General features: G+C 40.3%; 12 protein-coding genes and 6 tRNA genes. 15 read left to right on the top strand and 3 right to left on the bottom strand.

The features are described 5' to 3' along the window. The first annotated feature begins 260 nt into the window (after nucleotides 1–260). The 14 genes from ybgC to ABIS04_RS11670 all read left to right on the top strand — a co-directional run bounded on the left by ybgC (nucleotide 261) and on the right by ABIS04_RS11670 (nucleotide 8,361). The gene (gene ybgC / locus ABIS04_RS11735) at nucleotides 261–662 is read left to right on the top strand and encodes a tol-pal system-associated acyl-CoA thioesterase (protein WP_350433426.1); all 402 of its coding nucleotides are present in this window, start codon (nucleotides 261–263) and stop codon (nucleotides 660–662) included. Further along, the gene (gene tolQ, locus ABIS04_RS11730) at nucleotides 652–1,341 is read left to right on the top strand and encodes a protein TolQ (protein WP_140234479.1); all 690 of its coding nucleotides are present in this window, start codon (nucleotides 652–654) and stop codon (nucleotides 1,339–1,341) included. Before ybgC ends, tolQ begins: the two co-directional genes overlap by 11 nt. Beyond that, nucleotides 1,341–1,769 (top strand): protein TolR, encoded by a 429-nt coding sequence (gene tolR, locus ABIS04_RS11725; RefSeq protein WP_137226748.1) that lies wholly within the window; start codon nucleotides 1,341–1,343, stop codon nucleotides 1,767–1,769. Before tolQ ends, tolR begins: the two co-directional genes overlap by 1 nt. Then, a complete protein-coding gene (gene tolA / locus ABIS04_RS11720; RefSeq protein WP_350431172.1) occupies nucleotides 1,770–2,732 on the top strand; it encodes a cell envelope integrity protein TolA in 963 nt (320 codons plus the stop codon). It begins immediately after the preceding gene. Nucleotides 2,733–2,774: 42 nt separating this feature from the next. Then, nucleotides 2,775–4,103: a Tol-Pal system beta propeller repeat protein TolB gene (tolB, locus tag ABIS04_RS11715; protein WP_140234477.1), complete on the top strand. Its 1,329-nt coding sequence runs from the start codon at nucleotides 2,775–2,777 to the stop codon at nucleotides 4,101–4,103. 23 nt (nucleotides 4,104–4,126) lie between these two features. Continuing rightward, the gene (gene pal / locus ABIS04_RS11710; protein WP_137226751.1) at nucleotides 4,127–4,663 is read left to right on the top strand and encodes a peptidoglycan-associated lipoprotein Pal; all 537 of its coding nucleotides are present in this window, start codon (nucleotides 4,127–4,129) and stop codon (nucleotides 4,661–4,663) included. A gap of 56 nt (nucleotides 4,664–4,719) precedes the next feature. After that, the gene (gene ybgF, locus ABIS04_RS11705) at nucleotides 4,720–5,457 is read left to right on the top strand and encodes a tol-pal system protein YbgF (RefSeq protein ID WP_137226752.1); all 738 of its coding nucleotides are present in this window, start codon (nucleotides 4,720–4,722) and stop codon (nucleotides 5,455–5,457) included. Between the two features lie 414 nt (nucleotides 5,458–5,871). Beyond that, nucleotides 5,872–5,947: transfer RNA gene (locus ABIS04_RS11700), tRNA-Lys, on the top strand. Between the two features lie 125 nt (nucleotides 5,948–6,072). Further along, a tRNA-Lys gene (locus ABIS04_RS11695) sits at nucleotides 6,073–6,148 on the top strand. 110 nt (nucleotides 6,149–6,258) lie between these two features. Next, nucleotides 6,259–6,334, top strand: a tRNA-Lys gene (locus ABIS04_RS11690). 43 nt (nucleotides 6,335–6,377) lie between these two features. Continuing rightward, nucleotides 6,378–6,453: transfer RNA gene (locus ABIS04_RS11685), tRNA-Lys, on the top strand. A gap of 125 nt (nucleotides 6,454–6,578) precedes the next feature. Then, a tRNA-Lys gene (locus ABIS04_RS11680) sits at nucleotides 6,579–6,654 on the top strand. An 87-nt stretch (nucleotides 6,655–6,741) separates the two neighbouring features. Then, nucleotides 6,742–6,817 (top strand) — tRNA-Lys (locus ABIS04_RS11675). A gap of 392 nt (nucleotides 6,818–7,209) precedes the next feature. Further along, a complete protein-coding gene (locus ABIS04_RS11670; RefSeq protein WP_350431171.1) occupies nucleotides 7,210–8,361 on the top strand; it encodes a DcaP family trimeric outer membrane transporter in 1,152 nt (383 codons plus the stop codon). 74 nt (nucleotides 8,362–8,435) lie between these two features. On the opposite strand, the gene ABIS04_RS11665 is transcribed toward ABIS04_RS11670, so the two are convergent. Beyond that, entirely contained in the window at nucleotides 8,436–8,696 is a 261-nt protein-coding gene (locus tag ABIS04_RS11665; protein WP_140234475.1) for a GrxA family glutaredoxin, read from the bottom strand. 79 nt (nucleotides 8,697–8,775) lie between these two features. Further along, nucleotides 8,776–10,503: a DEAD/DEAH box helicase gene (locus ABIS04_RS11660; RefSeq protein WP_350431170.1), complete on the bottom strand. Its 1,728-nt coding sequence runs from the start codon at nucleotides 10,501–10,503 to the stop codon at nucleotides 8,776–8,778. A gap of 235 nt (nucleotides 10,504–10,738) precedes the next feature. Here ABIS04_RS11660 and ABIS04_RS11655 point away from each other — a divergent pair, with 235 nt between their 5' ends. Further along, nucleotides 10,739–11,143 (top strand): hypothetical protein, encoded by a 405-nt coding sequence (locus tag ABIS04_RS11655; RefSeq protein ID WP_140234473.1) that lies wholly within the window; start codon nucleotides 10,739–10,741, stop codon nucleotides 11,141–11,143. 99 nt (nucleotides 11,144–11,242) lie between these two features. On the opposite strand, the gene acs is transcribed toward ABIS04_RS11655, so the two are convergent. Further along, nucleotides 11,243–13,195 (bottom strand): acetate--CoA ligase, encoded by a 1,953-nt coding sequence (gene acs, locus ABIS04_RS11650; RefSeq protein ID WP_137226757.1) that lies wholly within the window; start codon nucleotides 13,193–13,195, stop codon nucleotides 11,243–11,245. Between the last annotated feature and the right edge of the window lie 17 nt (nucleotides 13,196–13,212).

The following is a 13,212-nucleotide window of genomic DNA, read 5'->3' as shown; positions in this document are numbered from 1 at the left end:
TAATGTTAAGTCGATTCAATAATAAGGTGCTATCAACCAAAATTAGTTAACGTGGTGTAGCGTATTTTGTTCAATAGATTGTTAATTTTTTGGAGAAATACATTAATAAAGCTTCATCTATTACCGTTATTGAGGTTTTTCGAGTGTTTTAGCGCATTTTGAACAAAATAAAGTCTATTTTTCACTTGGTGCATTATTCACAAGCGTGATGGTACTAGGTATAGTAAGCCAACTTTTACAACCAAAAAATTGATGTTCAAATTATGTTTGTTTGGCCTATTTCAGTCTATTACGAAGATACCGATGCCGGTGGTGTTGTGTACCATTCGAACTACTTAAATTTTTTTGAACGGGCCAGAACCCAATGGTTAAAAGCCATGGGAATTCGCCAAGCTAAACTGTTGGCAGAAGATATTGCTTTTGTCGTTAAACATGTCGATATAGATTTTCGTAAAGCGGCAAAATTTGAACAAGACTTATTGGTTGAATCCAAGGTTATAGAATTAAAAAAAGTGTCGTTGGTGTTTCACCAGCGCCTAGTTGATAATCAAGGTGATTGCTATTGTGAAGCGACAGTGGTTGTCGCGTGTATATCTTTATCACGTATGCGTCCCCGCGCTATCCCCCTAAATATTGTTCAGGAGTTTGACAGTGCACGCTGAAATTTCATTTATTGGCTTGTTTTTAGAAGCCAGTGTATTAGTAAAGTTAGTTATGCTGACCTTATTGGGATTATCCATTGCCTCATGGGCCGTGATTATTCAACGCAACAAATTATTAAACTCCGCAAGAGTAAAATCACTACGTTTTGAAGATACGTTTTGGTCTGGTGTTGATTTAAACCGTCTTTACAAAGAACTGATTGCCCGTGGTAGTGCTATTTCAGGTTTGGAGTCGATGTTTGTTGCTGGTTTTAAAGAATATACTCGTTTGAGCAAAGTAAACAGTAAAGCTCCAGAAGCCGTGATGGATGGTACTACTCGAGCTATGCGAGTAAGTTTGTCGCGTGAAATGGAAAAACTTGATAATCATTTGCCATTATTGGCAACTATTGGGTCAACTAGTCCTTATATTGGTTTATTTGGTACTGTATGGGGCATTATGAATTCCTTTATTGCACTTGGTGCTGTAGAAAATGCCACATTAGCGATGGTTGCACCGGGTATTGCAGAAGCATTGATTGCAACAGCAATGGGTTTGTTTGCTGCTATTCCAGCCGTAATTGGTTATAACCGTTTTACAACGCAAGTTGATAAAATTGAAATGACTTATGCAAACTTTATGGAAGAATTCTCAAACATATTGCAACGTCAAGCATATAGCGAGAAGGAAGCTGTTTAATGTATCAGCGTAAACGTCGTCGTCCAGTTGCTGAAATCAACGTGGTACCTTATATCGATGTTATGTTGGTGTTGTTGATTATTTTTATGGTGACAGCGCCTATTGTATCGCAAGGGGTAAAAGTGGAATTACCTCAAGGTAATGCGGAATCGTTACCTCCTGATAGTAAGCCTCCGATTGTGGCATCCATTGATGCAGCGGGACAATATTTTTTGAATATCGGCAGTAGTTCTAATTCAGATGCTATGGACTTAGAGCAGGTATCTACTGAAGTTGGAGCATTAATTCAACTTGAGCCATTAAGGCCTGTGGTTGTAAAAGCCGACCGCACTATTCCTTATGAAAGTGTTATTCAACTAATGATTAGCTTGCAAGGTGCTGGAGTACCGGCTGTAGGGCTAATGACCGATTCACCAAAGGAGAAATAGGTGGCTGGAAAATCAGATTTAACCTTACCCGTTGCTATTTCTGCTGGTATCCATATTGGGTTTATTGTCATTCTTGCTTTAGGCATCAGTTTTGAGGATAAGCCCAAACAAATGCAAACGGCAGCGGCAAGTGCGCCGGCTGTAAAAGCTATTGTGATTGATCAACAGAAAGTTAATGAAAGAGTTGAGCAATTAAAGAAACAAAAACAAGATGTGGCTAAGCAAGAAAAAGCCCGTCAAGCTGAGTTAGAACGTAAAGCATTAGAAGCACGTCGAAATCGTGAGCGCGAACAAGAAAAAATTAAAACCTTAGAGATTCAGCGCAAACAAAAAGAGCAGGAAACTCAAAAGGCTAATGATGCTGCTAAAGCCGCTCAAGCAAAACAACTGTTAGAAAAAGACCGAGCAGATAAAGCTGAAGTGGTGCGTAAGCAGAAAGAACAGGAACAAAAAGTAGCAGAAGATGCCGCTAAACAAGCATCTGAAAAACGTAAGCAGGAAGAAGCCGCGGCTAAAAAAGCGCAAGAAGAGCGTCAGCGTGCTGATGATGAACGTAAACGTAAAGAAGATGCTGAGCGTAAACGTAAAGCCGAAGCTGATGCCAAGGCACGTCAAGAGCGTGAGATGGCTGAAGCCATGGCTGCAGAACAAGACTCGCTATCTAAAACGCGCAATAAACAAGTTTTATCTGAGGTAGAGAAATATAAAGCAATGATTATTGCCACAATTCAACGTAACTTGGTGGTAGATGAATCCATGAGAGGTAAAAGTTGCCGGGTGTTTATTCGCTTAGCGCCAGACGGATTTGTTACAACCAGTCAAACATTGGATGGTGATCAGGTTGTTTGTCGTGCAGCAAAAGCGTCAATAAATAAAGCGGGACGTTTACCTGTATCGCAAGAACCTGCTGTATATCAACAATTAAAAGAAATTAATTTAACCGTTTCACCGGAATTTAATTAATATAAATCGTATTCTATGATGGAATTGAGTTAAAGGAGTCGCATGAAAAACTTGGCTAAATGGCTAGCACTGACTTTACTAGTGTTAACTACACCCGCTCGCGCAGCGCTAGATATTGTGATTACTGAAGGGGTCGATGTCGCAAGACCTATCGCTGTAGTCCCTTTTGTATGGTTGGGAGAAGGTCCAGCACCGGCATCTATTTCTGATGTTGTCGCATCTGATTTGGCTCGCAGTGGTACATTTAAAACACTTGATGTGCGTGCATTACCACAATCAACTATTTCATCTGTGAATGGTTTTATTGCTCAGAGTTGGGTTAACGTAGAGGCTGAAGCGGTTGTTCTTGGTTCGGTTAAGCCCTATGGTACCGATCAATATTTAGTCAGCTTTGAGTTGATTGATTTAGTTAAAGCACAACTCCAAGCCGGTAACGGACCACAGAATAACAACGAGTTATTACTTGAAAGCCGTGAAACAGTGATCAGTGCAAATCAATTTAGACAATATGGCCACCGTATTAGTGATATTGTTTATGAAAAGCTTACTGGTATTCGTGGTGCATTTTTAACTCGTATTGCCTACGTTGTCGTTAAGCCTGGTCAAAAAGCACCTTATCATCTAATGATTGCAGATTATGATGGTTACAATGAACAAATGTTATTACGTTCACCAGAACCGTTAATGTCACCAACGTGGTCCCCAGATGGACGTCGTTTAGCTTATGTTAGTTTTGAAAACAGAAAAGCGGAAATTTTTGTTCAGGATATTTATAGTCAAACTCGTACTTTGGTGAGTAGTTTTGATGGGATAAATGGCGCGCCTGCATTCTCTCCAGATGGCAAAAAATTAGCAGTGACCTTGTCAAAGGACGGTCAGCCAGATATTTATATCATTGATATAGCGACCAAAGCTGCTCGACGCATTACTGAACATTACGCAATTGATACTGAGCCTTCTTGGTTCCCAGATGGTAAATCGATTTTGTTTACGTCAGAACGAGGTGGGAAGCCACAGTTATATCGCGTAAATTTAGATACAAATAAAGTCTCGCGTATGACTTTTGAAGGAGAATGGAACCTCGGTGGTTCAATTACCCCAGATGGTCGTAGTATGATTTTTGTAAACCGTACGAATGGTAAATTTCATATTGCCCGAATGGATCTTGCAACACGCTTTATGCAGGTGCTTTCATCAACCCAACTTGATGAATCGCCAAGTGTTGCTCCTAATGGCACTATGGTTATCTATGGTACAACCCATCAAGGTAAACAAGTGTTAGCTGCTGTTTCTATGGATGGCAGATTTAAAGCAAGATTGCCAGTCGGCCAGGGCGAGGTGAAGTCACCAGCATGGTCTCCGTTTCTCTAAATAGATATTGATAAGGATTTAAAATGGATCTGAATAAGTTGTTTAAGGCTATGTTGGTTGCAGTTCCGCTTATGGCACTGAGTGCCTGTAGCTCAACTTCAGACTCTGAAACTGATGCTAGCGGTTCGATGAGTGGTACTAGTAGTGAATACGGTGCCGGTGGCGTTGAAACTGGCGGTGTAGCACCTGTTTTAAGTGCTGTAGAGCAACAACGTTTAAAAGAACAAGAATTGCGTCGTCAAAATATCATTTATTTCGATTTTGACCGTAGTGAAGTTCAAAGCGAAAATGCTGAAATCATTCAAGCACATGGTAATTATTTAGTTGAACACCCAAATGTCCGTGTTCTGATTGAAGGTCATGCTGATGAACGTGGTACGCCTGAATACAATATCGCGTTAGGTGAACGTCGAGCTAAAGCGATTGCTAAGTATTTACAAGGTATGGGTGTACAGCCTAGCCAAATGAGTATTGTCAGCTATGGTGAAGAAAAACCATTAGATTACTCTCGTACAGATACCGGTTTTGGTAAAAACCGTCGTGGTGTGTTAGTTTACTAATAGTTAAAGATGTAAGGCCAACCGGTAACGGTTGGCCTTTTTTAGGAGTAAAAAAAATGAAAAAAGTCATATTAGTTGCGGCAATGTTATTCACTACCGCGACTGCGTTTGCTGCCCCAGCACCTGTTTCGGATGCATCGAATGGTTCAAATGATGATCGAATCGCTAAGTTAGAGCGCATCATTAAGGCAAAGCAACAAGGTGACTTTGACATGCAACGCCGTATGGATGCACTGCAAAATGAAGTGTTGGATTTACGAGGCATTACTGAGCAGCAAAATTATCAAATGAATCAAATGATACAGCGTCAACGTCAACTGTATGAGGAAATTGCTAATCTTACTGCTAAGTCATCAACCCCAACAGCTACCATTCCAGCTGATGCTACTACGGTGGCTGCAGCTAGCTCAACTTTGGGTGAAACTGGAAGCTATGAGGCTGCTGTCAATTTGGTGTTAAAAGAGCGCAAATATGATGAAGCAATACCAGCATTTCGTAATTTTATTGCTACATATCCAGATTCTAACTATGCAGCAAACGCTAACTATTGGTTAGGTCAACTTTTATATAATAAAAACGAATACAGTGACGCGAAACAAGCGTTTAGTACAGTGGTTACTAAATTCGCAGACTCTAATAAGCGTAGTGACAGTTTAGTCAAACTGGGAATGATCGCAGAAAAAGAAAATGATTCAGCAGGTGCAAGAGCCCTCTATAATAAAGTGTTAAAAGAATATGCAGATAGTGCATCCGCTCGCCTTGCACAACAGCAATTATCGGCACTGAAAGGCTAATTAAGACAAAAAACAGCCTCTTAGTCTGTTTTTCATGCAAACAACAAGAAATTATAAATTTGCGCTTGCATGAGAAATTGAAAAAGGTATTATAGGCGCCCTCAGAACGGCATAGCTTTCTGAGGGGATTAAAAGCATTAACCGATGTGTATATTTACAAAACTGAATGGATAGTTAGTTCAGTTGGTCTTGAAATAGAGACGGTTGGCTTTTATTCCAGCAAGAATATGAATTCATGCAATACCAAGATGGGTCGTTAGCTCAGTTAGTCTTGAAATAGAGACAGTTGGCTTTTGTACCAGTAAGAATAGTAGTTCTTGCAACACCAAGATGGGTCGTTAGCTCAGTTGGTCTTGAAATAGAGACAGTTGGCTTTTGTACCAGTAAGAATAGTAGTTCTTGCAACACCAAGATGGGTCGTTAGCTCAGTTGGTAGAGCAGTTGGCTTTTAACCAATTGGTCGAAGGTTCGAATCCTTCACGACCCACCACTTTCTAAATAGTGTCTAAAGAATTTAAGTGCAGTACCAAGATGGGTCGTTAGCTCAGTTGGTCTTGAAATAGAGACAGTTGGCTTTTGTACCAGTAAGAATAGTAGTTCTTGCAACACCAAGATGGGTCGTTAGCTCAGTTGGTAGAGCAGTTGGCTTTTAACCAATTGGTCGAAGGTTCGAATCCTTCACGACCCACCACTTTCTAGATAGTGTCTAAAGAATTTAAGTGCAGTACCAAGATGGGTCGTTAGTTCAGTTGGTCTTGAAATAGAGACAGTTGGCTTTTGTTCCTCTCGCAACACCAAGATGGGTCGTTAGCTCAGTTGGTAGAGCAGTTGGCTTTTAACCAATTGGTCGAAGGTTCGAATCCTTCACGACCCACCACTTTTTAAATAGTGTCTAAACAATTTAAATGTTACACCAAGATGGGTCGTTAGCTCAGTTGGTAGAGCAGTTGGCTTTTAACCAATTGGTCGAAGGTTCGAATCCTTCACGACCCACCACTTTCTAAATAGTGTCTAAAGAATTTAAGTGCAGTACCAAGATGGGTAGTTAGTTCAGTTGGTCTTGAAATAGAGACAGTTGGCTTTTGTACCAGTAAGAATAGTAGTTCTTGCAACACCAAGATGGGTCGTTAGCTCAGTTGGTAGAGCAGTTGGCTTTTAACCAATTGGTCGAAGGTTCGAATCCTTCACGACCCACCACTTTTTAAATAGTGGCTAAATAATTTAAACGTTGTACAAATGGGGCATTTACTCCAGTAAGAATGAATATTCTTGCAACACCAAGATGGGTCGTTAGCTCAGTTGGTAGAGCAGTTGGCTTTTAACCAATTGGTCGAAGGTTCGAATCCTTCACGACCCACCACTTAATTATCCTTTCCACTAATTTATCCCTCAATAATATAAAGTCAGTAAAAACTTCAGCAACTTTTGTTCTTTCTTCGTCGTTAAATCAATAACTATCAATATATCTATCACAGCTTCAATCACTAAAATTCAAACTTCCTCTGTATTTTTTCAAGCCATTAAGTCTATTTAGGTTTGTAATCATTCAACTTTAACTTTCTATAACGGATGTTTACGAACTTACCATTGTATTTTAATTTCACCCTCGAATTGAACATTGGGTTGCCATACAAAATCATGCTTTAGCTTTTGCTTATCTACTTTTGTCTCATAGACCTATTGCTAATGTTACTTGTTTGTTAATTAGCTCATATTGCTCAAGATTAGAACAATATAAATAGGGAGATAATAATGAAAAAACTAAAGTTAAATCTTTTTGTTGCAAGTGCTTTATTGGCTATGAGTGGGGGAGCTCAGGCTGCAACCGATATGACATTTGGTGGCTACATAAAGGCAGATGTGATGTTTAGTGACTACGGTAATGGGGCCCCTGATTCTGGTTCTCTTTCTCGTCAGTTTTATGTTCCAGGTACTATTTATGGGACGGAAGGTAATGGTAAGCAAGTTGTTGACTTTCAGGCTCGTGAATCTCGCTTTAACTTTAAAACGGTAACTGATATCGATGGGCATAAGTTAACTGGTTTTATTGAGTTAGATTTTATGACTCACAGTGATGGTAATGAGCGAGTATCGAATAGTTACTCACCAAGAATCCGTCATGCATTTATGAGCTATGACGAATGGACCGTCGGCCAAACATGGTCCACATTTCAAAACCCAGGAGCCTTACCTGAAAACCTTGATTTTGTAGGTGCACCTGAAGGCACACCCTTTGTAAGACAATCACAAGTTCGTTATACCAGCGGTAATTGGCAATTTTCTATTGAAAACCCAGAAACCACTGTAACTCCTTATGGTGGTGGCGCACGTATTACCAGTGGAAGTGGTGTTATTCCTGATTTTGTGGGTCGTTATAACTTTAGTTCTTCAAATGGTTCGACTTTCTCCGCTGCGGCGATTGTCAGGCAACTTAACGTTGAGCAAGTCGTTGGTGGTACAGCTTATGACGCATCCGAGTTAGGTTATGGTGCCAGTTTTGCCGGTGTCATCCCTGTAGGTAAAGACGATTTTAAGTTTACCGCAACTTATGGTGAAGGCCTTGGGCGTTATATGGCATTAAACTATGCTAATGCTGGTGTAATTGATGCTAAGGGTGATATTCAAGCGATAAAATCATTTGGGGGTTTTGTCGCTTATCGTCACTGGTGGACGGAGCAATGGCGTTCAAGCTTTACGTTCTCAGGTTTTTCTGCGGATAACGATGTTGCGTTAACAGGTGAGGCTGTTAATAAAGAAGCGTATTCAGCATACGTGAATTTATTGTATTCTCCGTCAAAACCGCTCACGTTTGGTGTTGAATTTATGCATGCGTTGAACGAGCGTGAAGATGGTATTGATGGTGATTTAAACCGAGTGATGTTTTCTGCAAAATACGTACTGTAGTGTGATGGTATAAAACAAAAGGCAACCGTATGGTTGCCTTTTTTAATTACTGTATAAACTAATCAATTAAGGGATTAATTTAATAGGTTATTTTGGCGAACATACGCTTCAAATTCAGTGCAACCACCAATAGGTTGTTCATCAATAAAGATCTGCGGTACTGTTTCAACTGTTTTACCTACACTCTTAGAGAGATCTGCTTTAGAGATACCCTCTGCATGAATATCGATATACTTAAATTTAAAATCTTCACTTTGTGCGGCTAACTTTTCAGATAATTCAACGGCACGGACACAATATGGGCAAGCCGGACGGCCAAAAATAACGACAAACATGGTGACTCCTGTTTAATGATATGAGCAATTTATACCATATGATCTTTTTAAATCATAATTCAGGGCGATTAATTTTGTTTTAACTCATATCGATTTGATATTTTCCTTGATAATCAAAAAATGATTCGATTAAATCCCATCGGTGTTTATTTTTTTTTAAGAGTAGTAAATCGGGTTTTCTAAAGCGATCTTTGTCAGCTAAAACGTCGGCGATGGTGTTGTAGTGTGGGTGTGGTAATCCTGGTGTACGAGTATGACTGAGTACAAATACTGCGTAAAAAGCCCGTTGCTGTGCTTTGGTTGAAAACTGAAAACTTTGTTTAAAATCATTACCCTCAATATCGATATATTGGATTAATAATTTACCGTCTTTATCCTGTAGCAGCATTTCTTGGCATTTAAATAAATGATGGTGTTGTGCATTTAACACTTGCTTAAGTCGTTTGTCTGGATCAATTAACGTTGAATTACACTGTTGGCAAATGCGCGCCGCAATATCGTTTTCGGCGCCACAGTCTGGACATAGTTTAGATCTGAATCTAAAGTCACATTGCTCTGTATCATTAATAAGGCCCTGACAGCGTCGCCCAAAATGCTCAATGATGTCACCTTCTGTATCGACTAACCCCCAAAATGTGTTGGCAAATTGACATACCGGGCAGTGTACTTGTACTGGGACCGATTTACTGTTGGGTTTAGGTTGACCCACCTCGGGATAAAATAAATCATAACCATTTGCGGCGTAGTCAATGACAAGGCAATCAGTTTTATTTGCTGCCAACCGCAAACCTCGGCCAATCATTTGTTGGAATAAGCTTACTGATGCTGTAGGGCGAAGTATGGCAATAAGATCAACGTGTGGCGCATCAAAACCTGTGGTTAATACAGCAACATTGACAATAAATTTAAGCTTTTTAGATTTAAAACGTTCAATGATGTCATCACGGTCTGCATGTGGTGTTTTTGCAGTTATTAAAGCAGCGTCATCATTCATTAACATCATTATTTCATTTGCATGACGTACCGTCGCGGCAAAGATAAGTACTCCTTGGCGGTGCACTGCTAGTTGCTTGACTTGTTTAATGATTGCGGTGGTGGCTCTGCCTTGGTGATGTAGTAAATTATCAACCTCAGCTTGTGGGTATTCATTGGTTTCGGGTGGCGCTAAGCTACTGAAATCATATTGAGCACTGAATCCATCAAAAATAGTAGGCTGAGTTAAATAGCCTTTTTTGATTAATGGTCGCATCGGTAATTCAAAAATACATTTTTCGAATATCGGTTTATCGGTATTACCGACTTTACCGTGATAATGATGACGATATATCCAACCTATGCCTAGTCTATAGGGCGTCGCAGTAAGCCCAAGTAATTTTATATTTGGATTTTTAGTGCGTAAGTGAGTAAGCAACTGTTGATATTGACTAGTCGACTCATTACTGACTCTATGACATTCATCAATAATAACTAATGAAAAAGGTTGGTCGAATTTGGTTAGTGCTCTGGAGGCTGATTGAACGCTAGCGACAACCGTTTTGCCGTTGGCTTTTTTTTGTTTAAGCCCAGCTGAATAGATACTAGCATCTTGTGTCAGCAGGCCAACTTTTTCAGCATTTTGTGCCACTAATTCTTTAACGTGGGTTAGCACTAATATATTACCAGTTGCAATTCTTGCCAGTTCGGCAATAACGATGCTTTTACCTGCACCAGTAGGTAATACTAATACGGCTGATTGTTGGCTTTGCTTAAAATGCGTTACAGCGGCATCTACAGCTTGCTGTTGGTAATCTCTAAGGCTAATGGTCATATGTGTGTTGGTTATGTTTGTGAATGTATGTGAAGTGATGGATCTTATTTGGCAACAGAATAACATAGACCTTCAAGGGTATTTAGCTAGATAATGTTAAATAAGCGTTATTTGTAGTCGATTAATTCGTAGTATTTTGCGAGTTAACCACTGTTTTATCTGTTGGCTTAGTGTAGATTTATCACAAATGTCAGGTAATTATTATAATAAAATCGAAAAATTAGGAGTATACCGCATGAAATATTTATCATTACTTGCATTGCTAGTCGTAAGTCACTGCGCCATGGCGGAGCAAGGATTGGTTGTAGAGATATCGATTGAAGAACATGCCGCACAATCTCAAGATGTGACTATTTCAGTATCCAAAATCGTAATGGGCTTTAATGAATCCGTATCGCTTGATGTTGAAGGGGATTATGGCGTGACCATTGTTTCTGAAAAGTCACAAGCATCTAAAGTTAATTTAGTGGTGAGCTTAAGTGACCAATCTAATGGTGCTCCTGAATTATTAGGTGATAAGTCTCTTAAATTGAATGTTGGTAATTCAGCAAACTATCAGATAAGCCATAATGACCATTCATACAAAGTCACTATTGACACCCGTTACGGTGAATTACCTGCAGTGGAAGAACAAAAATAATCACAATTAATGAATAAAAAAAGCCCCTCAAGGGAGGGGCTAAGAGAGAAATTGGTCAGGATTTCTCTGGGTGGGTAGGACATCACAAATTGGTATGTATTACTCAGTTTTGTTTAAGCGTGACTCAATCAATGTATCAATTACTGCTGGATCAGCCAGAGTTGAAGAATCACCTAAGTTAGTCACTTCGTTTGCTGCAATTTTACGTAAGAATCGACGCATAATTTTACCTGAACGCGTTTTGGGTAAACCACTTGCCCATTGAATCAAATCCGGTGTGGCGAGGGCACCAATTTCTTTACGTACCCATTGACGTAATTCTTGGCGTAATTCTTCTGTGGGTTCAACTCCGCGAGTTAAGGTCACATAGGCGTAAATACCTTGGCCTTTAATGTCATGTGGATAACCCACAACGGCCGCTTCAGCAACGAGATTATGTGCCACTAATGCGCTTTCGACTTCAGCGGTACCTAATCTATGGCCTGACACGTTAATCACGTCATCAACACGACCAGTAATCCAATAGTAACCATCTTCATCACGACGCGCGCCATCACCAGTAAAATACATGCCGCGGAATGTTTTAAAATACGTTAGCGCAAATCTATCATGATCACCGTAAACGGTACGCATTTGTCCTGGCCATGAGTCTAGAATAACCAAATTACCTTCTGTTACGCCTTCAACAATGTTGCCCATGTTGTCGACTAAAGCAGGTTGTACACCAAAAAAAGGTCGTGTTGCGGAACCTGGCTTGGTGTCGGTAGCGCCCGGTAATGGACTAATCAAAATGCCACCGGTTTCGGTTTGCCACCACGTATCAACGATAGGGCATTTTTCATGACCGATCACCTCATGGTACCAACGCCATGCTTCTGGATTTATGGGTTCGCCTACTGATCCCATAATGCGTAACGAGTCGCCTTTATAGCTGCTAAACTGTTCTTTGCCTTCAGCCATAAGCGCACGAATTAATGTCGGTGCTGTATATAGAATATTAACGTTATGACGGTCAATCATTTCACCAAGGCGGGCAGGTGTTGGGTGATTAGGTACACCTTCATGAATTAATACTGTGGCAGCATTGGCAAAAGGACCATATACCATATATGAATGACCAGTAATCCAACCTACATCAGCAGTACACCAATAGACTTCATCAGCCTTGTAATCAAACACATATTCGTGTGTCATTGATGCATATACCATATAACCGCCAGTGGTATGCAGCACACCTTTAGGGTTGCCAGTAGAGCCTGAGGTATAAAGTAAAAACAATGGGTCTTCGGCGTTCATTTCAGCGGGAATACAATGCTCAGAAGCAACGTCCATAAGTGAATCCCACCAAATATCTCGGCCTTCAACCCAATCTATGTCACCACCGGTGCGCTTTAATACGATGACTTTTTCAACACAAGTCACATCAGGGTTTGATATTGCTTCATCAACGCTACGTTTTAAAGGAATTTTACGACCACCACGAACACCTTCATCTGAGGTGATGATGACTTTTGATTTACCGTCAATTACCCTTGCTGCAATTGAATCTGGTGAAAAGCCACCAAACACCACAGAATGAACTGCACCAATACGAGCGCAAGCTAACATAGCGACGGCCGCTTCTGGCACCATAGGCATATAAATCGTGACGATATCGCCTTTATTTACGCCTTGACTGCGCAGGGCGTTGGCAAATTTACAGACGTCTGCATGTAATTCAGCGTAAGTTATTTTACGCTGTTCATTAGCGTCATCACCTTCCCAAATAATCGCGAGTTTATCGCCATGTTCTTCTAAGTGACGATCTAAGCAGTTAGCAGATGCGTTAAGCGTGCCGTCGTAAAACCAGTTAATTGATAAGTTATGATCGTCAAAAGAGGTTTTTTTAATTTTGGTATAAGGTTTAATCCAATCAATACGTTTGCCGTGTTCTCTCCAAAAACCTTCTGGATTAACGATGGATTCCTGGTACATTTTCTTATATTGATCGTTATTAACCAGTGCGTTTTTTGCAATGTCACTAGGAACTTTGTAAAGAGACTGCGAGCTCATAGGGCTTCCCTTTCTAA

The organism is Shewanella sp. H8 (genome assembly GCF_040285065.1).
In the GTDB taxonomy this organism is placed as follows: domain Bacteria; phylum Pseudomonadota; class Gammaproteobacteria; order Enterobacterales; family Shewanellaceae; genus Shewanella; species Shewanella polaris.
The sequence above is the reverse complement of the archived record's forward strand: the minus strand, read 5'-3'. Positions and strand labels throughout refer to the sequence as shown.